At 54.4% G+C, this 25,682-nt stretch carries 25 protein-coding genes; 10 read left to right on the forward strand and 15 right to left on the reverse strand.

The features are described 5' to 3' along the window. Window positions 1–45: 45 nt before the first annotated feature. The gene (locus HDF16_RS24680; protein ID WP_184222677.1) at window positions 46–1,893 is read left to right on the forward strand and encodes a putative bifunctional diguanylate cyclase/phosphodiesterase; all 1,848 of its coding nucleotides are present in this window, start codon (window positions 46–48) and stop codon (window positions 1,891–1,893) included. Window positions 1,894–2,345: 452 nt separating this feature from the next. Here the strand turns inward: HDF16_RS24680 and HDF16_RS24685 are convergent, their stop codons facing one another. From HDF16_RS24685 to HDF16_RS30345, 3 genes are all read right to left on the reverse strand, one after another. After that, entirely contained in the window at window positions 2,346–3,545 is a 1,200-nt protein-coding gene (locus HDF16_RS24685; protein ID WP_184222679.1) for an alpha/beta fold hydrolase, read from the reverse strand. Between the two features lie 170 nt (window positions 3,546–3,715). Further along, window positions 3,716–5,182, reverse strand: coding sequence for a class I SAM-dependent methyltransferase (locus tag HDF16_RS24690; protein ID WP_184222681.1), 1,467 nt, complete (start codon window positions 5,180–5,182; stop codon window positions 3,716–3,718). A 653-nt stretch (window positions 5,183–5,835) separates the two neighbouring features. Next, a complete protein-coding gene (locus HDF16_RS30345) occupies window positions 5,836–6,096 on the reverse strand; it encodes a hypothetical protein (RefSeq protein WP_348641421.1) in 261 nt (86 codons plus the stop codon). A 1,542-nt stretch (window positions 6,097–7,638) separates the two neighbouring features. On the opposite strand from HDF16_RS30345, the gene HDF16_RS24700 reads away from it, so the two are divergent. Together HDF16_RS24700 and HDF16_RS24710 are read left to right on the forward strand one after the other, a co-directional pair. Beyond that, a complete protein-coding gene (locus tag HDF16_RS24700; RefSeq protein ID WP_184222685.1) occupies window positions 7,639–8,079 on the forward strand; it encodes a hypothetical protein in 441 nt (146 codons plus the stop codon). 656 nt (window positions 8,080–8,735) lie between these two features. Continuing rightward, a complete protein-coding gene (locus HDF16_RS24710) occupies window positions 8,736–9,182 on the forward strand; it encodes a pyridoxal-phosphate dependent enzyme (protein ID WP_184222687.1) in 447 nt (148 codons plus the stop codon). Window positions 9,183–9,237: 55 nt separating this feature from the next. Here the strand turns inward: HDF16_RS24710 and HDF16_RS24715 are convergent, their stop codons facing one another. From HDF16_RS24715 to HDF16_RS24725, 3 genes are all read right to left on the reverse strand, one after another. Next, window positions 9,238–9,657: an IS110 family transposase gene (locus tag HDF16_RS24715; protein ID WP_246410008.1), complete on the reverse strand. Its 420-nt coding sequence runs from the start codon at window positions 9,655–9,657 to the stop codon at window positions 9,238–9,240. A 280-nt stretch (window positions 9,658–9,937) separates the two neighbouring features. Further along, a complete protein-coding gene (locus tag HDF16_RS24720) occupies window positions 9,938–10,444 on the reverse strand; it encodes a DinB family protein (RefSeq protein ID WP_184222689.1) in 507 nt (168 codons plus the stop codon). 247 nt (window positions 10,445–10,691) lie between these two features. Then, window positions 10,692–11,471, reverse strand: a complete 780-nt coding sequence (locus HDF16_RS24725; RefSeq protein ID WP_184222691.1) for a VOC family protein — start codon at window positions 11,469–11,471, stop codon at window positions 10,692–10,694. A gap of 120 nt (window positions 11,472–11,591) precedes the next feature. On the opposite strand from HDF16_RS24725, the gene HDF16_RS24730 reads away from it, so the two are divergent. Further along, a complete protein-coding gene (locus tag HDF16_RS24730; protein ID WP_184222693.1) occupies window positions 11,592–12,239 on the forward strand; it encodes a TetR/AcrR family transcriptional regulator in 648 nt (215 codons plus the stop codon). A 468-nt stretch (window positions 12,240–12,707) separates the two neighbouring features. Here HDF16_RS24730 and HDF16_RS24735 read toward each other — a convergent pair whose 3' ends face one another. Next, entirely contained in the window at window positions 12,708–13,187 is a 480-nt protein-coding gene (locus tag HDF16_RS24735; RefSeq protein ID WP_184222695.1) for a MarR family winged helix-turn-helix transcriptional regulator, read from the reverse strand. Between the two features lie 150 nt (window positions 13,188–13,337). Between HDF16_RS24735 and HDF16_RS24740 the strand changes: the two genes are divergently transcribed. Then, window positions 13,338–14,138, forward strand: coding sequence for an alpha/beta fold hydrolase (locus HDF16_RS24740; protein WP_221313116.1), 801 nt, complete (start codon window positions 13,338–13,340; stop codon window positions 14,136–14,138). 77 nt (window positions 14,139–14,215) lie between these two features. Continuing rightward, window positions 14,216–14,719, forward strand: a complete 504-nt coding sequence (locus tag HDF16_RS24745) for a dihydrofolate reductase family protein (RefSeq protein ID WP_184222698.1) — start codon at window positions 14,216–14,218, stop codon at window positions 14,717–14,719. A gap of 641 nt (window positions 14,720–15,360) precedes the next feature. Here the strand turns inward: HDF16_RS24745 and HDF16_RS24750 are convergent. From HDF16_RS24750 to HDF16_RS24775, 6 genes are all read right to left on the reverse strand, one after another. Continuing rightward, a complete protein-coding gene (locus tag HDF16_RS24750; protein ID WP_221313119.1) occupies window positions 15,361–17,031 on the reverse strand; it encodes a tetratricopeptide repeat protein in 1,671 nt (556 codons plus the stop codon). A 37-nt stretch (window positions 17,032–17,068) separates the two neighbouring features. After that, complete coding sequence (locus HDF16_RS24755) at window positions 17,069–17,707, reverse strand: DUF998 domain-containing protein (RefSeq protein WP_184222702.1); 639 nt, start codon at window positions 17,705–17,707, stop codon at window positions 17,069–17,071. 107 nt (window positions 17,708–17,814) lie between these two features. Further along, entirely contained in the window at window positions 17,815–18,645 is an 831-nt protein-coding gene (locus HDF16_RS24760; protein WP_221313121.1) for an SDR family NAD(P)-dependent oxidoreductase, read from the reverse strand. A gap of 71 nt (window positions 18,646–18,716) precedes the next feature. After that, window positions 18,717–19,172, reverse strand: a complete 456-nt coding sequence (locus tag HDF16_RS24765) for an ABA4-like family protein (RefSeq protein WP_184222706.1) — start codon at window positions 19,170–19,172, stop codon at window positions 18,717–18,719. Next, window positions 19,162–20,166 (reverse strand): hypothetical protein, encoded by a 1,005-nt coding sequence (locus HDF16_RS24770; protein WP_221313125.1) that lies wholly within the window; start codon window positions 20,164–20,166, stop codon window positions 19,162–19,164. Before HDF16_RS24770 ends, HDF16_RS24765 begins: the two co-directional genes overlap by 11 nt. 39 nt (window positions 20,167–20,205) lie before the next feature. Next, window positions 20,206–20,991 carry a hypothetical protein gene (locus tag HDF16_RS24775; protein ID WP_221313129.1) on the reverse strand — a complete coding sequence of 262 codons (786 nt, stop codon included), beginning with the start codon at window positions 20,989–20,991 and terminating at the stop codon, window positions 20,206–20,208. Window positions 20,992–21,192: 201 nt separating this feature from the next. Here HDF16_RS24775 and HDF16_RS24780 point away from each other — a divergent pair, with 201 nt between their 5' ends. Further along, window positions 21,193–21,822 (forward strand): HD domain-containing protein, encoded by a 630-nt coding sequence (locus HDF16_RS24780; RefSeq protein ID WP_184222757.1) that lies wholly within the window; start codon window positions 21,193–21,195, stop codon window positions 21,820–21,822. Here the strand turns inward: HDF16_RS24780 and HDF16_RS24785 are convergent, their stop codons facing one another. Continuing rightward, on the reverse strand, window positions 21,823–22,470 hold the full coding sequence (locus HDF16_RS24785) for a TetR/AcrR family transcriptional regulator (RefSeq protein ID WP_184222712.1): 648 nt from the start codon (window positions 22,468–22,470) through the stop codon (window positions 21,823–21,825). A 244-nt stretch (window positions 22,471–22,714) separates the two neighbouring features. Here HDF16_RS24785 and HDF16_RS24790 point away from each other — a divergent pair, with 244 nt between their 5' ends. Next, window positions 22,715–23,437 (forward strand): MBL fold metallo-hydrolase, encoded by a 723-nt coding sequence (locus HDF16_RS24790; protein WP_348641422.1) that lies wholly within the window; start codon window positions 22,715–22,717, stop codon window positions 23,435–23,437. Window positions 23,438–23,772: 335 nt separating this feature from the next. Then, a complete protein-coding gene (locus HDF16_RS32110) occupies window positions 23,773–23,991 on the forward strand; it encodes a winged helix-turn-helix transcriptional regulator (RefSeq protein ID WP_432432281.1) in 219 nt (72 codons plus the stop codon). An 87-nt stretch (window positions 23,992–24,078) separates the two neighbouring features. On the opposite strand, the gene HDF16_RS24800 is transcribed toward HDF16_RS32110, so the two are convergent. Further along, entirely contained in the window at window positions 24,079–24,663 is a 585-nt protein-coding gene (locus HDF16_RS24800) for an NAD(P)H-dependent oxidoreductase (RefSeq protein ID WP_221313133.1), read from the reverse strand. Between the two features lie 140 nt (window positions 24,664–24,803). On the opposite strand from HDF16_RS24800, the gene HDF16_RS24805 reads away from it, so the two are divergent. Next, a complete protein-coding gene (locus HDF16_RS24805) occupies window positions 24,804–25,619 on the forward strand; it encodes an AraC family transcriptional regulator (RefSeq protein ID WP_184222720.1) in 816 nt (271 codons plus the stop codon). Window positions 25,620–25,682 lie beyond the last annotated feature (63 nt).

The raw sequence follows: 25,682 nt of genomic DNA on the forward strand, positions 1-25,682 counted from the left end.
CCGCCGGAGATGATTCGCCGATTCCACACCGGCGGGAGTGCTCTGATGACAATGGTAAGCAGCGTTTCCTTGCTTCTTGTTATCAGGATCATAGCGCTCAGATCCAAGCAGGACAGCAAAAACCAGATAGATCACGACCTCCTAGAGGCCTTCCTAAACCACATCCCAGATAACGTGTTTTTCAAGGATCGAGACAGTCGGTTTGTGCGCATCAGCCGCGCAATGGCCGACTATATTGGACTCCCTGATCCGAAGCTGGCAGAGGGGAAACTTGATTCCGATATATTCAGTCCGGAGCACGCCGGCCAGGCCCTCGCGGATGAGCGTGAAATTATTCGTACAGGTCAGCCTCAGATTGGTGTCGAAGAGAAGGAGACTTGGCCGGATGGTCGAGAGAGCTGGGTGCTAACAAACAAATTACCACTGACCGACCACTGCGGTCAGATCATTGGCACGATGGGAATCGCCCGTAACATTACTGACTGGAAGCTGGCTGAACAACGCCTTCAGCACATGGCGCTTCATGACGCGCTGACCGGGCTTCCAAATCGAGTCCTTCTGCAGGATCGTCTCTTGCAGGCAATAGCTTTAGCTCGTCGCTCTAAGAACTCAGTGGCAGTCCTCATGGTGGATCTGGACCGTTTCAAAAATGTCAACGATTTTTTCGGTCATAATGTGGGCGACCGTCTCCTAGTAGGCGTTGCTGCCCGCTTACGAGCCACCTTGAGAGAGAGCGACATTTTAGCGCGATTGGGCGGAGATGAATTTGTCATCGTGGTTCCTCTCGTCCTTGCAGACGGGGATGTCGAGACAGTGGCAAACAAAGTGATTGCTGCACTATGCGAACCGTTTCAACTCGAGGGACATACTTTACAGATAGGCACCAGCGTCGGAATCTCCCTTTTCCCGGCCGACGGAGCCGATGCGACAACCCTGCTGCAGTTTTCAGATGCTGCAATGTACGAAGCTAAGAAGAAGGGGGGCGGGACCTATTGCTTCTTCACGTCAGAACTTGCGAATGCTTTACGACGACGCCAGACGCTGGAAAAGAACTTGCACGGAGCATGTTCTCGAGGTGAATTTGCCGTCCATTACCAACCGCTTATATCGACTAGCTCAGGGCAAGTGACGGGTGTTGAGGCGCTGTTGCGGTGGAATCATCCAGAAGAGGGGTTGATCTCGCCGATCGAGTTTATTCCGAGACTGGAAGATTTGGGATTGATGGTAGATGTGGGAGATTGGGTTCTAAAAACGGCATGTCTCCAAATCATGTCATGGAGAAAGAAAGGGATTACGATCCCTCGTGTCGCGGTCAATGTGTCGGCGCAACAATTTTATAGAGGGGACCTTGCGCGGAGCGTCGAACAAATATTATGTGAGACGGGACTGCGTCCAGATTGCCTGGAACTGGAATTGACGGAAAGCCTGACACTCGATGATTCTGCGATCACTATCGAAATCATGCAGAGTCTCAAAGGAATCGGGGTGAGCCTCTCGCTTGACGATTTCGGCACCGGGTGGTCGTCGCTATCGTATCTAAGACAATTTCCTATCGATCGGCTCAAGATCGATAAATCATTCCTGCGAGATATTTCCTCTGATCCAGCCGCAGCTAGGATCGCTCGGAGCATTCTTGATCTGGGAAATAACCTCGGACTCAGTTGCATAGGCGAAGGAGTCGAAACCTGGGTGCAACGTGAATATCTCTACGAGCAGGGATGCGAGGAAATGCAGGGATTTCTATTTAGCCGCGCATTACCTCCGGATGATTGCGGGGAGCTGTTGCGTTCGTGGGAACCATGGAAAACAGAGGATCCAGAAATTCCGGAGACTAGCCTCCCGATTGAAGAGGTCAGTTTAACCCGCGTTGTCGGCCCGGCAATTTGCAGTTAAGTGAGCACACCTTCAGTCGACCAATTGACTCTCATCCCTGTTCGCGGAGCGGTTCGTTAGCTTCAGTCTGCTTCTGACCCAACGACTGCTTGGACCTCAGAGAAAGTCCCACGCGGCCTGCGAATTCTGTGCCGGGCGCCCTCGTACACGCGGTCGATCCCGGAAGCTGGGCCCAGGAAACCGGCTTCTGCAAATGAGACCTGATCTTTAGCATCGAAGGCAAAGATGTGGAGGGTATCCGTTTTGGTGATGAGAGGAGGATTCCTGCGCCATCACTATTCGCACCTTCTTCGACCATTATGGCGTTCTGTCCCCTTCCGTCCCGGCTTACTCTTTGACCGCTGTCGTTTAGGTTGTACCACCCTGCGCCCGGCGAGAGCGACAGACCGCCAGGTCGCCCTCATGAGGCGGTTGAACGGCGCAACTGGTAAGGTCCAGACCAGCAATTGACTTCACTCCATAGGAAGAAAGTCCAAGAGTGTCTCCACCAAGAAACCCGGCTGCTCCTCTTGCACGAAGTGGCCGCAGTCGGCAACGATGACCGACCTCAGCGTTGGCGCGACTTGTTCGAAGGACTTCGCCGTGAGTCCGTTCACGGAGTTGTCGCCGTCGATGGCGAGTACCGGAAACGTCCAGGGAGGAGCGACTGTCTTGCTGAAGAAATCTTTGCCCGCGAGCAGAGCGCGGTAGTAAGCAAAACCTGCCTTGAGCCGGCCAGGGCGGATCTGCTCAGCAATGTACCGATCGATGTCCGCCTGCGTAAAGGCTTCTTTGCGGTAGACGAAGTCTCCAAAAGCGAATTCACTGAAGAACTCCTTCTCCTTGCCGGTAACCAGCAACTCCGCAAAAGGTGACGCCAGGAAGCCGAAGTGCCAAAAGCTGGCAAACAAGTTCTCAAGGCCAAACCCTGAGAGTGGCGACTCGATCACCACGAGTGCCGCTACAGCATCGCGATGCTTTGCAGCGTATGCACTCACAATCTGCACGCCAAAATCCTGTCCGATGAGGCTGACCTCCTCAAAGCCCAGCGTTTTGACGAGTTCGTAAATGTCGTCAGCCACCTCTTCGAGCGAAAATCCATCTGCCAGGGAAGACTGCCCGGTTCCTCTGGTATCCGGTGCGATCACAGTGAACTTCTTCGCGAGCTCCGGCATGATCTTGCGCCAGGTCAGAGACGACTCAGGGTATCCATGAACGAGCACCAGAGCTGGTCCAGTTCCGGCTCTCAGGAAGCGAATCTTCTGTCCATTAACCTCAGCCGTTCCTTCTTCGATCCCGGGAGCTAGAAGGGCTCCTCCCGCCGAAGCAACAGAACTTTCGGATCCCGCATGCCCGTTTAACACGTCGGACGTTGGCGGCACACGAAACACCTCTGTAAACAAGCCCGGCTCGGGTGAACCGAACTGCGCGAGAGAAGCGCGTGATTTCTGCGCCTCCGGATCGGCGGCAATGGCTGTATCGAAAGCTTCTTTCGACTGCCAACGCCCTTCGACCAGAACGCGGCCATCCTCAGCGCATTCCAGCACAGTCATGGCGACAAACCCTGCCTTGGATGCGAGCGCGGGTGACTCATCTTTCATCCGGGCGAGTAACGCAGCGCGATCCCCAGGAGTTTCGGTCCGCCACATATTGTAAAAGGCGATGTCTGGCATGTTTGTCTCCGATCTGTCGTTGATTTTTGCTGCGAAGGTCGAGAGATAGGAAGTCCTATCATTGTGGCGTTGAGAGACCAATCCGGTCCAGCCGGACTCAACTCCGGCTGAACCATAGACTGCCACCATTCTGCGATCTAATCCATGATGGATGGCAGTAAGGACAGGCATCAAGAACTACTGGCGTGGTCTAAGAGCCGCGTTCCGCGCTCTGCTTGCAAATAGATACGATCAACGGCAATCTCTTGGGCGAGAGGGTGCCTGGATTGAACGCTAACTACGTGAAATCCAGCAGAACGAAGAAGTGTCTCCAATTCCTCAGATGCGCACGCAGCCCAAAACGTATCTACGGGGCCGCCCATGGGGTCAGGAATCCACATCTCACCCTCCCCTCTTTTCATTACGATCAGAAGTTTCCCACCGGGCCGCAGAACACGAGCAAAGCCTGTGATCACTTGAGACCATGAGCGCCGTGGAAGGTAATGAAGGAGGTAGTACGCGATCAAACCGTCCAAGGCGCATTCGTCGAACTGCAGGTCCGCCGCGTCCATGACTCGAAGATTTAGCGAGGGTTTCTCCTTTCGCGCAAGATCAATGCAAACGGGGGAGATGTCAATTCCCACGAGGTCTAGACCGAAGTCGGCTAGCAGGCTTGTCACGTGCGCGCAGGGACCGCAGCCGACATCGCACACACGAGCAAGCGGGCCCAGATCCTCGGCAAAGCTGCGGAGCACGGCGAGGTCGAATGGCTTGCCCTGCAATTCGTTGCGGAACATAGCCAGATATTTGGGAGCAACTGAATCCCAATAGCGAATGACATCTGCCTGTTGGCTGCCCTTGTAAACCCGTAGCCAATCGCTTAGCACGTCATTGTTGATTTGGTTGCTATGCAAGAAGGCTTTGCGGTCTTCGGCGGCGGAAGACTTCCTGGCGAGAATGTAGGCTCTTCGACTCTGATGTTCAATCTTTGGTGCATACGCTTCTCGCTCCAAGCTTCCTTCGAGGGTGAGGCCGGCATTCTCAATAGATTTACGCACTGTCGAAGCTTGAAAGAAGAAGAAGCGCAATGAGATCGGATGTCCCCATAACTCCGACAACTCAACCAATCCGTTGCCGATATGAAAGGCAGCCAACAGCACGCCATCGGGCTTGAGGACTCGAGCCACCTCATGAAATACGGCGTCCAGACAATCTTCGCTTAGATTCACGATGGAGTAGAAGGCGACGACCCCTGCTAGTGTTTCATCTCCGAGATTTAGCCTCAGCATGTCACCTTCGCGAAATGGGATGTTGGGGTTCAATCGCCGCGCCTCTTCGATCATCCGAGGAGATAGATCCACGCCAAACACATGGGAGCCAGCGTCGTGCAGGAAGCGCGCCACATGGCCAGGGCCACAGCCAAGGTCACAAATCAAACCTTTCCCACGCCTCTCTTCGCTAAATTTGAGAAGTTGACTTCGGTCAAACGGCTTATGTTGGAGTTCGTTTGCGATGCGACAGGTGTACTCCGTCGCCAGTTCGTCGTAACTCTCCCGAATAGACTTTGCAATTGCCTTGTCCACTTTGGTGTTGGTCACGACGACCGCTGATTCCGGTGTCTTCTTGTAAATTACCTTGGTCCGATCATTATTCGGCATTAGCTACTTTCCTTGTCTACAGTTTTGTGCGCGTTTCGGAGCACGAGGGCACCTGCCTATGTTTTGCCGGTATTTTGGGCGCACGAGCCGGAATCGCCAATTGGCATTCACAATTACCCACCATCGACGTTCTACGTATTCTTGCAAAGACAGCCAGACCAGATTAGTATCAGTGTACCAATGTACGCACATACCTGTGAGGAATTTGATGATCAATTTGGGATCAAAGGCATTAGCCGATGACGCTTTTCTTGCCGCATTACGCGCCTGCGACTATCCGATAGAAAACTTTCGGCACGCCGACCATCTGCGCCTAGGTTGGATTTTGCTCAGGAGCTCGGAAACTGAGACTGCATCGAACGAGGCAGTCAAAATCATCAGAGCTTTCGGCCTTCATCATGGTAAAGGTCATGCTTACAATGAGACTGTCACGAGAGCTTGGATGCGGCTGCTCGCGACTCACACGGAGGAGGCTTCGTTCGAAGAGTTTTTGTCCAAGAACCAAGCGCGAATCTCTACAGGACTACTCCATGAGTTCTGGCGGGCGGAGACGCTGAATAGTTCGAAGGCTCGGGCAGAGTGGACGGAACCCGACATCAGGGCGCTTCCCCCGTTAGCGACCGCAAGGATACCCTAGACCGAAGTTGCGAATCCTACGTCTTCCGAGCCGGTAGGCGTCTGTTGCCTTCCTTGAGACTGTGGCTGTCCGAGGCGCGAAGCGTCAGTCCGTAAATTCCTCGAAACTCGCCGATCTGTCTTAGCGTTTCCGGAGTAAATGCAGATTTACCTTCAAAGGCGTGAAGCACGATGCCCTCGAGAAGATCACCGACGGACATGTCTTTCAGTTCGGCGGTTGCCTTTAAAACTTTGAGAATCCGACGTTCGATGCGAATTCCTGTCTGTACTCGCTCCACAATGACATCTCTCACTACCGCCATGCGGAAATTGTACCAGTGTACGACGTACCGAACTGATATGTGATTTGGGTACGTCGATACCGAAGTGTGGAAGTAAAGATCCTGTTGAACAATTCGTGATCGCCTTTCGTTCCTAGTCTTCACCAGCCGATCCGTGTTGGAGTTGCGAACAGGAAACACTTTGATTGCTGAGAGGATGTTGTGCGTCGAATCCAGACCAAGTGTTTGCAATCCTGGTAGCTCCCCGACTGAGACTGCTACAAGGGAAGTGGACGGTTCTTTGTGCTATGTGCACTCGGCGAGACACCTGTACGGTTTTAGTGAACTGCGGCGCCAATCCCCGGTGCTTCCAAGAAAGCTTTGACGGCGAGCATACGCCCACTTGAATCGAGGAAGTTGGTCCTCAGGCATGATTTGGTACTTCAGCCCTTCACGTCGAATACGAGTTGGCGGAACCGGTGCGCGCACCCGTTATTTCGTTCCTGAATCATCTTGAACAATCTGCACTTCTGCTCAGTATTGCAGCCAACGGACTGGATAACGGTCCGGCAGATCATAGTAAAGACGGGAGTGGCCGAAGGAAACGCCGTTGGATTACGGGGTTAGCCCTTTCAAGCGGGAACGAGGTCAAGCCCTTTGGCAAGAGATAGGGGCAGCGAAAGGCGGTTCCATAGAAAACGACCTTCATGCCGTCGTACCTCACTATCCCGAGTCTCAAATTGTCAGGAGATGTCTCCAATGGCTTCCCTCGAAGTCGATCACGTGTATGGTTGCGCTTTGCTTTGACGGCATCATTCACCAGGACACTGTGCTCATTTTCAGGGATGATGTCGGTGTAATCCTGATCCCTATCTCGGTGGCGTCGCCATCATGCGCAATAATTAATTACCTACCGGAAGTTGGGATTCGACCAACCTGGCGAACGCCGCGATCTTCTCACAGGCTTCTAACGTGTGACCGGCAGCAGCGATCGGTGTGCGGTCGCGCCCAAATAGCTCGCGATCATCTTCTGTGCGCGCGCAACTTACGCCTACTACGTCCCGCGCTCGGCCCCAAGATGTGTGTTAAGCGCAACCAACGTGGCGAGCCGCCAGAACCATGAATTCGCCTTGCATATGCGTTTATCCCGATCCGAAACTCGTTTGGAATTTGCCGAGGACATGCGCTACGGTAAGTTCGTACTTCCGACTTGTCGCCGATTCCGCTGGGTTTAATCTCACACGCCCTTAAGCTCCCGGAAGCCAGAGGCAGCCGACAGGATCATCTTGGAGTTCGGCTATTCCTCCGTTAGAGTCCCGCTCCGGAATTTTGCAGTTGCAGGAGCCCGGTGCGATTTGCTAATTTGTACTCATGCCACGGTACACACACAACGCTGGCCAACAGCAAGGCCTTTCTGTGGTCTTGCGTATTGCGCATCGTTCAGGTACAGCGTAGGGAGTCTAACCCGCCACCGGACTGAGCCGCATACCCAAGACCCGCCAACCGGCGGGTTTCATGTTTTTCGGCTGAATCCTGTCGGTTCGAAACATGGAGGCCGATATGATTCCCTTTCTATTCACGAATGAAAATGAGATTTACGAAATTATGTCTGGACTTCTTGACCTAACTCTTCCACGCGAAAAGTGGACTCATGCTGCGCATCTTGCCTCCGCCGTGTGCGCCTTATCCATCTACTCAGAAGAAGCAGCATTTGAAGAACTTGCGCGGCTCATCAGCGTTTATAACGAAGCCACTGGCTTCCACAATACCGACTCCAGTGGCTTTCATTACACGATTACGAAGGCATCTTTGATTGCTGCGAAATCGGTAGTCGAATGCCACAAGGGAAAGCCACTTCACCTAGTGACCAATTCACTAGTCGCTTCGCGATTTGGCAAAAGTGAATGGATTTTTAAGTTTTGGTCGAAAGAGGCTCTGTTTTCTCCTAGCGCAAGGCGTACGTGGGTAGAACCAGATGTCAAACCGTTACCATTTGAGTGATCTCCGACGTAGGCGGCGCCGCTTCCAGCGAATCTGTGCCTCAACGGGTCCGCAAGGCTCACCCAGAGATCATTTCAACCGCGCATTGAAGCGGGACCCTCCCGCGGAGGGTGTCTCTGTCGTTTGTCAGTGGCACGGCGGCGAATGGTGCAGTTTTGCCCCGGGGGCACCTCCGGCATCGGGGTAACAGTCTACGCATACTCCAGCACGTGAGGCGGTTCCCACAGGAAGATCTTCCCATCAGATCGATATCCTGCTGACCCCAAACCCACTTCATTCGCTCGCCAACTCGCTACAGATTCTTGCTGACAAGCTGTTTGACTTCCGTGATACGCACTTCGTCGCGCTTGTACAAAGTCCACTGCTTGATTCGCTTGGTCTGGAGAAGACCACCGTAGTCAAGACCTTAAGGTGTTCGCTGGCTGCTGGTTGACTCACTCCGAGCTTCTCCGCGATGAGTAAGCCGCATACACCATTCTTCCCCGGCAAAGATAAATCGGATTCGCGAATTTTGATCCGAACTTGTGATCACCGGCGAATCGTACGCAGAGGCACTCGCGGCCTCAGAAGAGTTTGGGCACAAGTCAGGTGCGATGCCCGTCCATGCCCTTGGCCAAAGAGAAACCATCTCGGTCAGGGAACGTTGGAGCAGGAGTTTGAACATCGATCGCCACAACTGGATACGATTTTGGCTTCGGTGGGAGGCCGGGGTCTCATTGCGGGCATTGGCGATTGGTAACCGCAATACGACAGCAGTGATTGGAGTGGAACCGGAACTCTCGCCCACAATGACGAGAGCGCCTGAAGCGGGCGGCCCGGTCGACGCCGATGTCGGCGGCATAGCTGCAGACTCTCTCGCCCCGAAGCGAGTGGGAGAGCATGTGTTTCCTCTTGCGAACCACTATGTGAAGCAAGTAGTCCTCGTCAGCGAGGAAGAAATTCGATCTGCACAACGTACACTGTGGAACAGTTTGCGGGTCGTAGCAGAGCCCGGTAGGGCTGCCGCTTTCAGTGCAGTATTGTCAGGAAAATACATAGCCAGTTCCGGAGAACATATAGGCATTGTCATCAGCGGCGGGAAGACAGTCGCAGTGGATTTTTGAATTGCAGGAGACCCGAACGCAGTAGAAACTTACCCAGCCGGTGTCGAGCTCGCAGTTAATCCTGCTTGGCCGCTTCACGCGCACGCACCAGATCGCGTAGTGCCTCAGAACCCTTGTCTGGAACCCAAACCGGCGTCAGTTCACGGGATCGATAACTCCGCGCGCGCTTCTCGGCGTCGCGCCGATCGGTCTTCACCTGGTCGCCAGCCTTCACCGGCTCCAGTGACGGAGCGATCACCTCGCATTGCACACCCAGCTCCGCCAACTGCCAGCAAAGGACATAGCCGGTCGGCTCGGCCTCGTAACAGACCCCCAACTTCTCCACTGGGCCAAGCTTCTTGATCAGCTTGCGTATCCGCTCGATCCGCTTAGGAATGGTGCCAAGACTTCGTACCTCGCCACCCGGTTCGGCTGTGGCCACGGCAATCATTTCGGCATGGACATACATGCCTAGAAATCGTAACTTCTCCTTCATGACCGGCTTCTTCCGCTTGTGGCTGTGAACTGTGCGTCCTTCGGACGATCAAAGCTTAACCCACGTCAGCGCATCGCGCCGGTCACTCCATAGTGACCGTTCTCAACTCGAGCGCGTTTGGAGATCGCTCCGACACGCCGACATACCCAGACCTAACTTGTATAGCGCGGGAGCCCTCATCTTCTGTTCGAAGATTCGGGCACCCGATGCGCGCTCCTAACGGGGTCATCGAACCGGCACGGCCGGTCCTTAACTCCTCCCAAGAGAGCAACGTTGAAAACTACGGGCGTGCGAAATCAGGGCGCTCGTCCGCGCTCGGTCCCCACGACGATGGCACCGGCACGTCCAATATGCGCAGGTAGACGCTGAACTGTCCGCGGTGCTGGTACCAATGGTTGAGCATGATGTTGCGGAGGAAAGTCTGTCTCGGAATAGCGAGCAGCTCTTTGTTCCCGTCGACAATTCGCCACAGACCATGCATGGCTTCATCGTCGAACGTTGGCATCGTGCGGCGCACGGTGGCAATAGAAGTCTCAAACGCATCAAGAATCTCTCGGACCGATTCAGGTTGTGGAAACTTAACGTTGGGCGGTGGCACTTCGCTCTTTTGCGCTCCGCTGATGACACCTGCAGGAACCACGGCCAGGTGGTGCGCGAGTTGCCCTGCGGTCAGCGATTTCTCATGTGGTTTCCAGGTCAGTTTGTCCTGCGGAAGGCGCTCGAGAAAGCGACGCGTGATCGGTGCCTGCTCTTCGAATTCGTTCAATAGCTCGTTTGCGATAGACAAAGTAGACTCCTCTTTCCGTGTAATGAGTAGGTTTACTGGGCGCGGTCAGGGTTGGCACGGGTATGAACGCGCTCATAGGCTCAGGTTCGGGCGCAGCTCTTCGGCAATTGTGCCGAATGTAAGGATCGGGCGGCGTATTCACCCCGGGCATAATGCCACACGGTGCGGGCGTAAGGGCATCGACCGCACCGGCGTCCGCTCTTCTCCGAGTGAAGAACGGCTTCGCCAGGGTTGAAGTACATCGTGCTTACGGTCCTGGCGTTTGTGTCAAAGCAAAGTGGCCATCCTGATCATCTATGGCCTGCAGGATTCGCGAGCCTCCAGGAACGTCCATCGGAGGGACCACTACTTTGCCGCCTGCTTCGATCACCCGTTTCTGGGCTGCCTCGATATCGTCGACAATAAAATAGAACTTCCAGTGTGACGGGATACCTGCGGGCATTTGGACGCCGCTACGGTTCATCATTCCGCCGGAATAGAGGGGCCTGTCGGTCCTAAAAGTCTGATAGATTCCCATGGCACCCATGTCGTGCTCACGGTCTTTCTGCCAGCCGTAATGCTCTGAGTAGTAGTCAAAAGCCGCCGCTGAATCGTCGGTAAGCAACTCGTGCCATCCCACATTTCCCAATGCCATTTGATCGAGACGAGGCCGGGCATCCTGCTTGCCGGGTTCGAAGAGCAGATATTTAGCCTTTTGTGGGTCCAGCACGATGGCGAACCGTCCGACGCCCGGGATATCCTGAGTGGGCTTCACGATCGTCCCGCCGTCGGCTGTTACAGCCTTCAACTCTTCGTCGAGCTTCGCCGTGTGGATGTGGCCCATCCACTGTGTCGGAAGATCAGGCGTGCCAGTGCCCGGCCAGGTCATGATTCCACCGACATCTTTGCCGTCCTTACCGAAGAGCATGTACTTCATGCCCGGCGTGCCGGAGTCTTTGACGTCCCAGCCGACTACTTTCCTGTAAAAGCTGACTGCCTTGTCCACGTCTCTGGTGACAAGCTCGTACCATATGAAACCGTCTGCCATTTCGTACCCTCCGTCTGCGAGCTATGGCTCTAAAGTGGACGCCGTCTACATAAACTAACACCGATAAGTGGATGCTGTCCACATCAAGGCTACGCGCGGTACACTCTTCTTTAGCAGACGATGAAGAGGGAGGTTTCCATCGAGAAGCGCAAGACCTTTCGCCACGGAGATCTGAGCAACGCCCTTGTGATGGCGGGACTCGATATGGCTCGTGCTGGAGGCCCCAATGCAGTCACACTGCGAGAGGCGACACGCCAGGCGGGTGTCTCTCCAAACGCGGCTTACAGGCACTTTGCTGGCCAGGCTGAACTGCTGGGTGCGGTTCGGTCGGCTTGTCTTTCACGGCTCGCCGCGGCGATTGAAGATGAGATGAAGAAATGCCGGCCGGGACGCGATCCGCAGACTTTCGCACGGAAAAGCCTGCGCGCGGTTGGGATAGGATATCTGGGCTTCGCAATGAAAGAGCCCGGGATGTTTCGGACGGCTTTCTCAGTTCCGCCTCTGGTGCAATCTACCGATCCGGCGAACACTGCGGCCATGGAGATGAATCCATTCCAGCTGCTTTCATTGGTTCTGGATCGCATGCAGGAGAGCGGCTTACTTGGTAAGAAACTTCGCCAAAACGCGGAGTATCTCGCGTGGTCGGCGGTTCACGGGCTGGCACTCTTGGCACTGGAAGGACCGCTGCACACGATGCCAAGGGAGTTGGTGCTGGAACTAGGCGAGCGGCTGGTGGTCATGGTGGAACGGGGTCTTAGCGAGCTGTGATAATAAAAGGTACGCTTCTCGTAATCGATCTCCTATTGACCTCAACGAGCAGCCATCAGCTCGCTCTTCTACGATGGACCTGAGTGTTTCAACTCCGTGGGTTGGACAGTGCCACGAAGCACGGTAGTGACTTCGATCTTGATTTGAGCGTTTCCTTGACGAACAAGGACGACGGTTACGCCCGCGTTAGCGGTGTCGGTGAGCACGCTGTCTGGGATCGCTTTACCAATCTTCCGGGCAATACGACTTATCGCAGATCGCATTCCGATAGGTGACGTCTCTCAGTCCTCAATCGGCAGATAAACCAGATCGATGTCTTCTGAAAGACGAGGCAGGTCCCCAAGTTCGCAAGACAGTCAAACAGGGCCTCATTACAACCCTCATTGGTGTCTAGCGCGCAAAACGGGAGCCTCCGCATAGGTAAATGAGGGATCCGGTGCCACTTCCCGCTGAAACAATTTCGGCGGACTATATGCCAGCTATGCCAAAGCGTTCATCATGCCCACGGAGAGCCTTCAGAAGAAGCTGCTGGAGTTGTTGATACTCTGCATCTGACAAAGCAGACAAGAAGTCGCGCATTGAACTGTTCAATTCGCGGTCGCTAAACTCAAGTTGCCGCTTTCCTTTCGCTGTCAATCGGACACTGTGTCTTCGTCGATCTTGGCGGTCTTCAACCCTCTGCACAAGACTCATCGACTCAAGCTCATTCATCAGCTTTGTTACATCGCTCTTGTCGAGGGCGATGTATTTGGAGATTTGCTTCTGGCTGCACGGCTCCAACTCGGCCAATATCGCGAGAACCACATAGTGTGGCATCCTCAACTCGATGCCACTACGGATGGCATGTTTATAACCTTCGCGAGTCAAAGCCAACATGAGGTAGACCGGTAAGCGCAGGACGCGCTCCGGCAACGAAACCTTTCTCGTAGAGTCATTAAAGTCTTTCATTCGAGACAAGGATATCAGAGATAGTTGACTACTACCTACCAAATTGGTAGGGTAGTGCCTACTATGCCCCTCTCTCCAAATCGTCGTTTTCCTGTCAGTCTTTTGGAATACCCGTTTGAGGACCATTGGTTTCCCTACCGGGACGGTTTCATGCACTACGTCGATGAGGGTAGCGGGCCAACCATTTTGCTGCTTCACGGCAACCCTACGTGGTCTTTCCTCTACCGCAATGTCATTAAGGAATTGCAGGGGTCATGCCGACTCATCGCACCCGACTACTTTGGCTTCGGCCTTTCAAACGCTCCGTCGGACTTCGACTTCTCGCCGAGCAGTCATGCTTCCGTCGTGAAAGATCTGATTGAGAGGCTCGACCTCGAAGACATCATTCTCGTAGTCCAGGATTGGGGTGGTCCAATCGGAATGAGCTACGCCATTCAGAACAGCGCGAACGTTCGCGGACTTGTGGTGATGAATAGCTGGGCTTGGGAGGCATCGATCCCGCAGAAGTTGTTCTCCTTGGTGATGGGCAGTTGGCCTTTGGGATATATGCTCCAAACGAGATTGAATCTGTTTGCTCGCAAGATCGTTCCGCAGGGCATCTTTCACAAAGAAAAGATCACTGACGAATTGCAAAAGGCTTACACGGAACCTTTCCCAACGCCGGCATCGCGTCTGCCGACTTGGGTCTTCCCTCGGCAAATTCGTTTGTCGCGTGATTGGCTCCGAGCGATTGAGAGCCGCTTGCATCTTCTTTCAGACAAACCGACCCAAATCCTCTGGGGCGCTAAAGACGAGCCTGGTTTCAGGCCGGTCGAGATGCGCCGTTGGCAATCGCATCTGCGGTCCCATCGGACAGAAGTTCTAGACGATGCCTCTCATTATGTCCAAGAGGATCGGCCCGATCGAGTGGTTGCTGCCATCCTCAGCGTGATCCAAAGGACGCCTCGATAACCATTGAACGGGAATCTCACTTTCTCGGCTGAAACGCTGTTCACGTACCCTCCACCCAATACTAGAAGGAGACATCAATGAAGGTAACTCTATGGGCCACTCTCAGTGCCAATGGCAACTACTCACGCTCGACTCCAGAGAATCCACCGCGCCCGCAAGCCTTCCAAGACTTTGAGAGGCATGCGAGAGTGGCAGGCAACTTCATTGTGGGCCGCTCTACATTTGAAGGCTTCGCTGCACGCGGCCCCAATCCAGCTTTTGCGTCATTAGATATTGTGGTTGTGTCTACCAACTCTCCAGCGATAGAGGGGGTTCATGTCGTATCCAGTCCTTCCGAAGCACTTGAACTGCTCGAACAGCGAGGGTACACTTCGGCGCTGCTGTCGGGCGGCGAGAAATTGCACAATGCATTCCTCGCACAAGGTTTGGTTGATGAGCTCGTGCTAAACCATACACCAGTGATCGAAGGCGCAGGTCTGAACATCCATCTCCCTGCAGGGAAACATCAAGTCGGAGAGCTACTCGAAATGATCGACCTCGGTGGTGGTGTTGTCCAAACTCGTTACTCGATCAAACGTTAGGGATCAAGGGACAGCAGCCCATCAAATCCGAATTTGGTCGCCAGCGCCAAAAATGCTATTTCCCTGGGTTTGCACCAGCTAGCACACAAAAGCCGGGGGATTGAAAAGATGAACGCTCAGAACATTGGATCTGTGGCGGTACTTGGAGCGAGCGGCCGTCTCGGAAGGTTGGTAGTCCAGTCTCTCTTAGCCAACGGCCTGAGGGTAGAAGCCCTCGTTCACAGACGCCCTTTGGAGTTGAAGGACTCGGGCCTGGTCGCTCCGGACACGGACTCGGGCCGCACGCATTGCAATTGGCACGGTGTGGGGCATTGGTCGCCCAAGTTTTTATCCGAAGACGTCTTTAAACTCGCCTTTCGCGAGCTAAGAAAATGGCTGGTAGTTAGCCGCCGAGAAAAAGGATCAGAGAGAACAATTTCGAAGAAAAGAGATCAGAGCTCGGAGCGTTTGCGAACCATCGGACGTCGGCAGCGTAATGGATCACGTTTGACCGATGTCCCTACAGGTCTAAGTCATGCTGTTGGTCGTTCTTCTCAAGCCGGATTACCCAGGGGCAGTGCGAATACTCTGTTATTTTCGTAATCTTTCGGTCGACCAGACTTAGACGATGCCGATGTGTTTGGACATGTTCCGTCGTTCTCCTAAAAGAGCGCAGGGTTTAAGGATCTTATGTCCCCAAGCCAGTTCTGCCGGGCAGCAGCGTCTTGCTTCTCTGCATCCTCACAACGCCCTAAGGCCTTCTCGCTTTCGGCCAATAGCTCCAAACTCAAAGGATCAGAGGACCAATGCAGGAGAGCCTGCTGAACTTCAACCTTCGACGCACGCGGGTCGCCTCCAGCGAGAAGGGCGGCAGCGACGCTCCTTCGGATCGGATACCACCACGCAGGTGGGTCTGTGAACGCAGAGAGTTTCTCTTCTTGTATCCCGGCCGCGGCGCGGTAAGCCGCCTCGGCATCGCTCCATCGTTGTTCGATCATCGCCAACCGTCCAGTTAAGACCAGTCTCGCAATGGCAATGAGAGCTTGTGCCTCAGGGGATGAGTCCTTTAGCCTTCCTGCTTCCTCCGCTGAGATCTGGACCGCAGCAATCTCCCTGTTCAGCGAAGACACATCTGACGAGCGCGCCGCGAATTCACCTCTTGCGTAGTGCCACATGGCTCGGGCGTAAGGCATCGCCGGCCCGGGATCAATGAGCCATTCGATCTCCTTAGCAGAGCCATAGCGCCCGTAGACTTCGTAGGCCGTGGCAAGTCCAAACTGTTGAAAGAAATTGCCGGGTTGCATCGTGGGGAGTTGTTGCAGCTCCGACCCAGCGAGCAGGAGCCCGCCGTGCGCATCGCCGTCCATCAGGGCCGCGGCTTGTCCGTACAGAACGCTGTGATCGTGATACGGGATGGCAAAGACACCGCCTTTGGGGTTTAAGCTGAGCGCATTCGCATTGTCGATTTTGACCGCATCAAGATTCGCCTGCTCTGCCTCTTTATACCGGCCCAGCCAGAAGTACACATGCGACGGCATATGAACGAGGTGACTCGCCGCCGGAGTGAGAGCCTGAAGTCTTTCGGCATAAGGTAGTGCTTCTGCTCCTACACCATCCATTTCCGTTGCGTGTATATAGAAATGGATGGCTCCCGTGTCATTCGGAGACCTTCTCAGCACTGACTCCAAGATTTGGATGGCGCGATCGAGGTGTTCCCGCGTGTCTTCTTGAGCCGCAGGTATCATCCAGGCGTCCGCAGCCAGGATCGCAATCTCGTTGTCGAGAGGGTGGCGACGGTAGACAGCATCCATTGCCAGAGCGTATGCGGCGTCGCCCGGTCCTTTTCCGCCGCCATCCCTGTAACGTTTCTGCATCGCTGCAATAAGCTCTCGCTCAATCGGCGCATTGTTCGCGGATAAAGCAGCTGCTTTGGCCGCCAATATGTCCAGCTCGTGCTGACGTTCCTTGTCGATCGTGAAGTTGATCGACGGACCTCGCGCCCAAGCTTCGCCCCATACACACATTGCACAACCCGGATCGATCTGCTCTGCTCTTCGGAATGCGGCTACAGCCGACTTGTGGGCAAAGGCATGTCCAAGTTGCATTCCGTTGTCGAAATACAGCTGTGCATCCCGGCTTCTAGTCTTGATAACAAATCCACCTGAGCCGTACCCACTGAGGATGCGATCTGCGACCGGAGACTCTTTAATTGTCGGCGGTTCTGCATGACATGATGTCAGCTTGGCAGGCCCATCAGATGGATGTGGAGCTTGAGCTGTCGCGAGAGTTGATGACAGTGCGAGCGTCAGAATTAGGATTTGAATTCTAAACATATCTTCCTTCAGTCAGAATACTCTCGCCATCACCTGATCATTTACCTTCCAATCGCTCTTGCTTCAACAATCTGAATGCAATGAGAGAGAGCCAGCAGCAACCGGCGATGCTGAACAGCCGCTCCAGGAGACCAGGTGGCACGCCTCCGCCGTCGGGATGGCGGGTTGCTGCACCGACGGCGGCGAAGAACCACACAACCAGAACGATAATCAAAATACCGGAAGCGATTGAGTACACTGCCCAGCCCTGCGCAGAATCGCGGGCGAAGCGGCGGGCCATCACAAAAGACAGAGCGGGAAGGGCGATGAAGACGATCAACGAGGCAATGTTATGAACCGTTCCATGAAGACTAGGCGATCCATTGCTGGGGAGAGTTGGCGGGTAACCAAGAATGGGATCGGTCACGAATGGGCCCGCCAGGATAAGCCCGACTCCAATGATGATGAGCAGATGAGGTCCCCATCGTGAGCCTGGGCCGTTCCGCATCAGCCGCTTCAGTGCGATCGCAATGCACAGCGTCGATGCACCGAACAGGCAGAAATTTCCAATCTGTACCCATCCTCCGTCGCCCAAACTCAGTGTGCTAATCGTGGTTCGCCACTGGTTGTAATTCGGACGGATCGTCCCCGCGATGAGAAACGCGCCACGAATAGAAGAGGGCCTGTTGCTCCACAAAGAAGTAGAATTCTGGTCTGCAGTGATCGTCCTGTTGCATGCTCGTCTTATATTTCCATAACTTGAAATGGTCCTTTGATGAAGGAGCGGCTGCTCGGTGAACGAGCCTATTGTGATGAACGTGCGGTCGCCTTGGGCAGCGCCAGTAGGCTCTCGGCGATCCTGACCACAATCGATCGGGGAGCAAACCGCATCGACCATACCTGGAACCAGTTCTTGAATCCGGTAATGGTAGTCATTTGCCCGCGCATCATGGCCTGGTATCCCAACTCTGCGACTTGCTTTGCGGTCATCAAGTTACCGTGGAAGACCTTGGTCTGGAGCATGCCTGCCCGATCTGCGAAGCCGGATTCTGTTGGCCCAGGGCAGAGAACCCCGACGGTCACACCTGTTCCCCGAATCTCAGCGGAGAGGGATTCCGAAAAGCTGAGGACGAAGGCCTTTGTGGCTGCATAAACGGCAACGTAAGGCGCAGGCCCGAACCCAGCCGTGGACCCGATGTTCAGGATCTTCCCCTTCCCTCTGCCCACCATGTCGCGAAGAACCAGTTGCGTGAGAATCACGAGGCTGGAGAGGTTCACCTGAATCATGGCCAAGGTCGTGGAAAGCTCTACATCCGCGAAGGGGCCATAATAGTTGAAACCGGCGTTGTTGATCAGAACCTCGATGACCAAGCCACACCTCTTGACCTCTCCGTAAAGCTCTTCCGCTCCTGAAGGCTCGGAGAGATCGGAGACGATGTAAACGGCGATCACGTCGTACCTTTCGCGAAGCTCGGTGGCTAATGATGCAAGACTGATTGCGTCGCGAGCTGTGAGAACGAGATCATAACCGTGTTCCGCCAACACATGGGCAAAGGCAAGACCGATTCCGCTGCTTGCTCCTGTGACCAATGCAAGGGGTCGGGTAGGACGTGATTCTAATGAAGATGTAATCATTTCGCTCCTGTCTCTGCCACGACGGCGGGCCTGCCCGTTTGCGTGCCAGGGTGATTCAAGAAAGTGGAACGTCACGCGAGATATTGCGAGCTTGACGTCACGGAAGGATTGACGCTCTTACCGAGAATGGCGCGCAGTGTGAGATAGAGGAGCAAACCGATCGGCCCGAAGAGGAATGTGAGTATTAGGCAGGGCACCACTAGAAAGTGGGAGATCTGTCGCATCGTTGCGTCGCGTGCTTCCCATGCGCCAATGAAGAGATCGAATGCCAGATAATGCACCCAACCGCCCAGCAGAAGCCAACGATTCTCAAAGAGCCCATGCACCTGACTGAGAGAGCCGAAGCCGCCCGTTCTCTCATGCCAATGAAGAACGATAACGCAGCCGTAAACAATTCCGATAAGCGCCGGAAAGACGAACCCAGCGACCAAGCCGGCAACGACGCGAACCCGACCCAAGAAGACTAGCAGGAGCCACCCAAGAACGGCGAGATCGCCACATAACGTAAATAGGAAGTCAGGACTCATGTCTCGCCTCCGATCTGGGGTACATCATTGGCTGTGCTGTTCCTACAGAATTCATCGCAGCAACGCTGAGCGCAATCGCAGCCACGAAGAGGACAGCAAAGATGGATTTGACGAAGTGGTCCGGGTGAAGAAGCGGCTCGCCTTTCAGCGCTTGATACAGGAGCAGAAAGAAAAGGCCACTGTAAATGCCAGCCCCCAGCCGAATCAAAACCTCAGCTTTTCGGAGATCCACCTTGGTCACGTTAAACAACAGAGCCAGTAGGCCGAGTCCCTGGAGTCCATGGATACCCACGAAGTGAGCGATTCGTATGTCTCCGTGCTCCATGCTCCATCCCAGGACCGGCAGTCCCGGACCGCCGTCAGGCGCACCGACAGTATGGGAGCCAGAGATGGGCATACGGTGTGTGACTTGGGCCACTGCTATCTGCGATGGCGAAGGGGGAACCATAAACGCACCGGTCCCAGCGCCGAGAACGACCAGGGCCATCCCGACCCGAGCCACAATGCCCCAGAGCGCAGAGGAATATTGATAGCGCATTGTCGCTGAGGTCACAAGGACGGCTGAGAGCCAAAGAATCGCGATCCCAATGGCCATGACCAAGAACACGTTCCGGTCAAACGGCGTCGAGTTGTTGAAGTGGCTGGTGGTGTGTCGGAAGGCTTGCAAGTTGATGAGCGCAACTTCAAGGACGAGAGCGGCAGCCGTCGCGAAGTCGACGATCTTCAGAGCCGCTGTCCATATCTTCGTCTCGCGTATGACAACAGCGAGCGATGCCGAGTAGATCCCGCTAGACACCCCGAATTTCAACGGCTTCACCCACGCGGGCGTCCCCGTGATCACGGTGTGATCTGTCGCTAAGCCGAACGTCGTACCGGCGACGTCGAGGATCATAATCGCGGTCACGATGCATAGCGCAGGGGACGCACGAAACGCTCCGGCCAGGCACTGTTTTATGCGAGTTTCTTGTTTGTTGATTTTGTACAAAGCTTCCATGTGTACTCCACTTTCACGGTTGTCGCTATCTCACTGCGTCTACTTGCCTGTGAATTCCCCGATCAGATTGCCAATGGGCAGTCCGATGTAGAAGTTGCCGCTGATCCGTAACGAGTCGCTCACGGAGAAGCGTGAGGGATACCAGCCCGCCACTCCGCTCTCAGCTGCCACAAAGGGTGCGACGATCGCCGGAACAGACAGTACAGCCTTACCGCTTCGCGTGTGGGCAACGAAAGACTGTGTGACGGCGTGGACAGTGCGGGGCATCACACCTGTACAGGTGCAGGGATGATAGGCAACGTCTTGGCGTAGCAACTCGCCCAGACCGTAGCGCGTTGTGGTTCCAATCATGCCCATCCCGAAATTCGAAGCGTATCGCTTACTAAATCCGCCCATTCCCTGGCCCCACTCCGGTGGAGCACCATGTGTCGGATGCTTTTCGGGGCCCTTGTACCCTGGGTAAGGATAGCCATCGTTCGGATAGCCAACATTCAACCCGCGAACCTGATCGATTGTCGTGATGATTGCAGGCCCGATGAACGCTCCGGGGCCCACAAGTTCGTAGAGGTAACGCTTGCCACGCGCACTTCTGCTTGGAAATCCATCGGGCGTTGTTGCCGCGGGTGGAGTGCGCGGACTTGCAGACGAAACGTCAGTCTGCGACGAGGCGCCGGGCGCGTCCGGGAGCGTTTCACCGCTGTTGCTGTTGAGTGCCGTAGCCGTCTGAAATATCTGTGCAAAACACGTGGCGGAGCCAATACCAATCATCATGATCCCAGTGAGTGAAATCCTCAGGTGATTTTCTTTCCACCGCCGCAGTCTCATCAGCAATAGCCTCCCCATGCATGTGAACAACGATCACATACAATGTCATCAGTGTCAACATGTGTATGGAAGCATCAAGAGCTGTGAGAGATGCCTTCGAAAGATTGTGTCCCGCCGACTGCGAGCCTGTCGAAAAGGTATGCTCATAGGCGGAACTTGAGCAGCCCGGGAATCTTATGCTCCGGGGAGGAACTAGTGACGATGGATGCCGCTTCAAAAATACGAAAGCAATTTGCCTTTCTTGCCGAGTTGGATCAACTCAAATCAGTCATCAGACAGTCTCCACTAATCAATCGCACCCGGTATGAGAATTCCGCAGAGCACTCTTGGCATCTCGCGATCTTCGCGATAGTCCTTTCTGAGCATGCCGATGGTGTTGACCCGTTGGCCGTCGCGACGTTGCTACTGGTGCACGACATAGTCGAAATCGATGCTGGTGACACGCCACTACATGATCCCGGCAGGGACATCGGCGTGGTTAACATCAAGGAACGTGACGCTGCGAGACGGATATTTGGTTTACTACCGGAACCTCAGGCAACGCACCTACTCTCTTTGTGGGAAGAATTCGAGGCAAATGAAACGCCGAACGCACAGTTCGCCAAAGCGCTGGATCGGTTACAGCCTTTGCTTCTCAACACTCTTACGGATGGAGGGACATGGACACGAAACAACATCACCCAAGAGCAAGTGATGCAGCGCTATGGCCCGGTAATCGAGGGTGCTTCAAAGTCTCTTTGGGTGGAGGCAGCTGCTTTGATCCGAAGGCATTTCAGCAAAGTCGAAGGAGCTGAAGAAGCGAAAACAGATTCGGTCGAATCTAACGTTTGATTATCGAGAGCTTCTTTGCCCTTGTAAGAGATAAAGGACGGAAGCGACCATCGACTTCGCGACGCTCGAACTCGTTCCGGCCAGGTGTCCGTTGATGGCAAGCATGGAATACCCATGTAGCAGTGACCACAAGCCAGATACGCGCGTTTCGATGAGAGTTGCGCGATCCTTATCTGTTTCCGGAGTATCCTTGACCACCTCGTCGACCAAGCAGGCGAGCGGGCGCTTCGCAGCAGCGTGCACCTTGGCTGAGTTTGCCTTCTTGAGCACGGTAGTATCGAACATAACGCGATAATGTCCTGGGTTCTGTCGCGCAAAATCGAAGTACGCGCGCCCCATTCGGACAAACACGTCCTCTGCGCTCTTGGAAGCACGGGCCGCGTCCAACGCATCACCGAACCGAACAAAGCCTTCCTCTGCAACTCGAACCAACAGCGTCTGCTTATCGGGAAAGTGTCGATAGAGGGCTGAGCGGGAAACGCCGAGTTCTTCTCCTAATAGCCTCAGCGTCAGATGCTCCACTCCCTGGTTCGCAATGACCTCGGTGGCGCGGTCAATAAGGCCACGTTCTAGATTTCCGTGGTGATAAGAAGTGGCCGGTTTGGCTCCTGTCTTTAAGATCTCATCCGGCGTTTTGCGAGTTTTCATCTCATGCTATTCTCACGTAGAGTAATGTAATCATTGTTGACATAGCATCTTCTGACAATCCTAACAGAAGAATGCGCGAGTTGCTCTAGCGCGCCTGGGGCCAGACAAAGGACCGAGAAAAGGAAATGCGCTTGGGAATGCAAAGTCGATCACGCAGGTGTTATCAGACCTTATCGATACTTTTTGCCTTGGCAGTAGCTCGCTCATTCAGGGATGCACATTCCTGCAAATCAGTGTCCGAAAGGTGTCTGTTCTATTTAGAACGCCCAAGACGGTTCATAAATTGGATCGGTCCGATGTCCCCGATGGCTCACGCCTCTCCGCAACATGGATCGGTCACGCGACTGTCCCGTTACAGATGGACGACGTTTTCATCCTCACGGATCCAATTCTCACGGAGACCATCGGCGGATCCTCAAAGCGCATTGTCGAAGTGGGTATGGATATTCAAAGAATTTTGCCACTTACTGCGGTCTTGATCTCACATCGGCATATGGATCATCTGTCACCCGCAAGTCACAAGCTTCTGGGTGGTCGCGTCTCATCAGTCATCGTCCCTTCCGGTGTCAAGACAGATTTACCGACAACGACATTTTCCGTGACGGAACTTCAGGCATGGCAGGTCCGCGAATCTTCGGGTTTAGGGATCGTCGTGCCAGTGATTCACGATGGCGGAAGGTTCGTTGGAGATGCTAGGTCCCACCCGGACTCCTTTGCGGGTTACCTGATCGAGTACCACGGCATGAAGGTGTATTTCCCGGGCGTCACCGCCTATCGAGCTGATATCCTCTCGAACGCCTTTACGCGTTTCGGGCCGATCGATCTAGCAATCATGCCGATTTGCCCGATCGTCCCGGCCGAAGAGATGCTGCCGCACCACATGAATCCGGAACAAGCAATCGAGGTGGCCAATCTTCTTCACGCTTCTGCCATGCTTCCAATTCACTTTGAGACCTTCGTGAACTAGATGGACCAGTGGACTGCCGGCGAGCCTAAGCGGCAGCGGCGTTCCGCTCACGCTCTAGAGATTTGAAGATTTGCCTTGGGAGGTCGGAGAATCGATTGTCTTTAGGTAACCCCGATTGCGATCGAGAATCAGGTGCGGACGAGAACGCAGCTCACCGAGATCGCTTAGGTTGCGCATTGAGCTCTCCCCATCGAGGATGCCCGATTCACTGAGCCACCGCTCGAACAAAACGAATGACCAACTCGAACTGCCCGCAAGGATTGAGGATGAGGATGCAAACAGCCGAGGTCACCTACGAAGCAAAGATAGTGCGAGGGGTAGAACTACTACAGGGCATGTGGACAGTTCAGATCTTATGCACTCTTTGCGAGAGGCCTGCCCGCCTCAGCAAACTTAAGTGGCGGATCCCAGCCGCCTCGAAGAAAGCACTGTCAGCCAGCCTCCGCTCGCTTGAACTGAAGAGATTGGTCTTGAACCATGACCTAAGCACTTCAGTGCTACACGTTGAATATGAACTGGCGGGGTCCGTGCGAGAATCCTCAACTCTCTGCTAGACCAACTCGCGCGGTTCGCCGCTTTCGTCGATGGTGACGGCAACCATGGATAGTATCGAATTGACCTGTGTGGGTCCAGGATCAAACCTATTTCGATGTGGCGCCGTAGAGGATGTGATCTACCTCGTCAAGCCAGCGTTTCCTATCCTCTAACGAACTCGTTGCAATGATTCTGAACACATGTCGGGTCACGTTTTTTACTCCACAATAATAGAGGAGGCAGTCTTTCCAAATGCGATCAAGAGGGTCACCGAATACAAGCCTCTCGCGTTCCTCGGTTGTATTGCTCGTATTGAACACGACCGCCGCATTCACTCGAAGTAGCCCTTTTGGAACGTCTCCCAAATCAGACGACTTCTCGAATGCATATGCCGAACCCTCGGCGAAAACGCGATCCATCCAACCTTTCATCATGGCGGGAGGTGAGCCCCAGCAATTTGAATGCACGATCACGAGCACTTCTGCCGATGCGAGGAGGTCTCGATATCGTTGGGTCAGGGGATCATCTGTCTTAGATCCCCTCACTTCTCCCCTGGTCAATAGAGGATTGAAGTTGTCACGATACAGATCGCAGAAATGGGCGGTAAATCCAAGTGCCAGCAACGCGGCCTCCGACCGTCGCGCAATCGCTAAGGAGAAGCTAGCATCATCGGGGTGAGAAACGACGATCAATGCGTTTCGATGAGGAGGTGTGGCAGTCATAGACTGAGCATAACCCGTTACACCTTGACCGTTCCATAGGTTCCGAAACAGTTACAGTTCTACTAACGGCCGGCCGTCGTCCTGATTCTATGCGGAGAAAAGATACTGCGATGAACAGAGTGAACCGATTTCACAGCGCGGAGCAACATGGATCGTCCGTCTGCGGTGTCGAAGCGATGACGCTTCTCTCCAACCATCAGTTTCCGCGTCATTCCCATGATCAGTTTGGGATTGGTGTCATGGCTTTTGGCGCACAGCGATCGTGGAGTTCGATTGGGCATGTGGAAGCATCGGCTGGCGATGTCATCATGGTGAACCCGGGCGAGATGCATGACGGCTATACCCAGCACGGCGAGAAGCGCGGTTGGCGGATGCTCTATCTATCCCCGGCACTCTTCGCGAACGCGATTGAAGATGAGTTTTCGCGGACAGTTGATATCGTTCTTCCAGTTGTCCGCGATCCTGTTCTTGTCAACCACTTCTCCGGTCTATTTTCTTGCGTCACGGATCGCAACTCCGATCCCATCGAACGTGAGGGAAGGCTAGTCCAGATACTGACTTACATCGCGAGACAGCATGCGATGGATGAACAACGTCCGCGCGTGTTTACCCCTCCGTGCGTTGCGAAAGCGATGGAGCGCATCGATTCTGCACCGCAGATACCTGTATCTCTCGCGGAACTTGCCGCTCTATCAGGTATCAGTCGCTTCCAGCTTCTAAGAGGGTTTGCGCGAGAAACGGGCGCAACACCGCACGCGTATCTCGTCCAGAGGCGAATTCGCCTTGTCCGTCAACTGCTAACCGCCGGTCAGACTCTGTCAGAAGCGGCTCTACAGGCAGGATTCGCAGACCAAAGCCACATGACGCGGGCATTCGTACGGCAGTTCGGCATATCGCCGGGACGTTACCGAGAAGCGATTGCGTAAGAGGAGCCAATCTGCAATTTTGTTCAAGATCGGGCGTGGCTGTCCTGCGAACATAGCGAGAGA

The sequence above is a fragment of the Granulicella aggregans genome, from assembly GCF_014203275.1.
In the GTDB taxonomy this organism is placed as follows: domain Bacteria; phylum Acidobacteriota; class Terriglobia; order Terriglobales; family Acidobacteriaceae; genus Edaphobacter.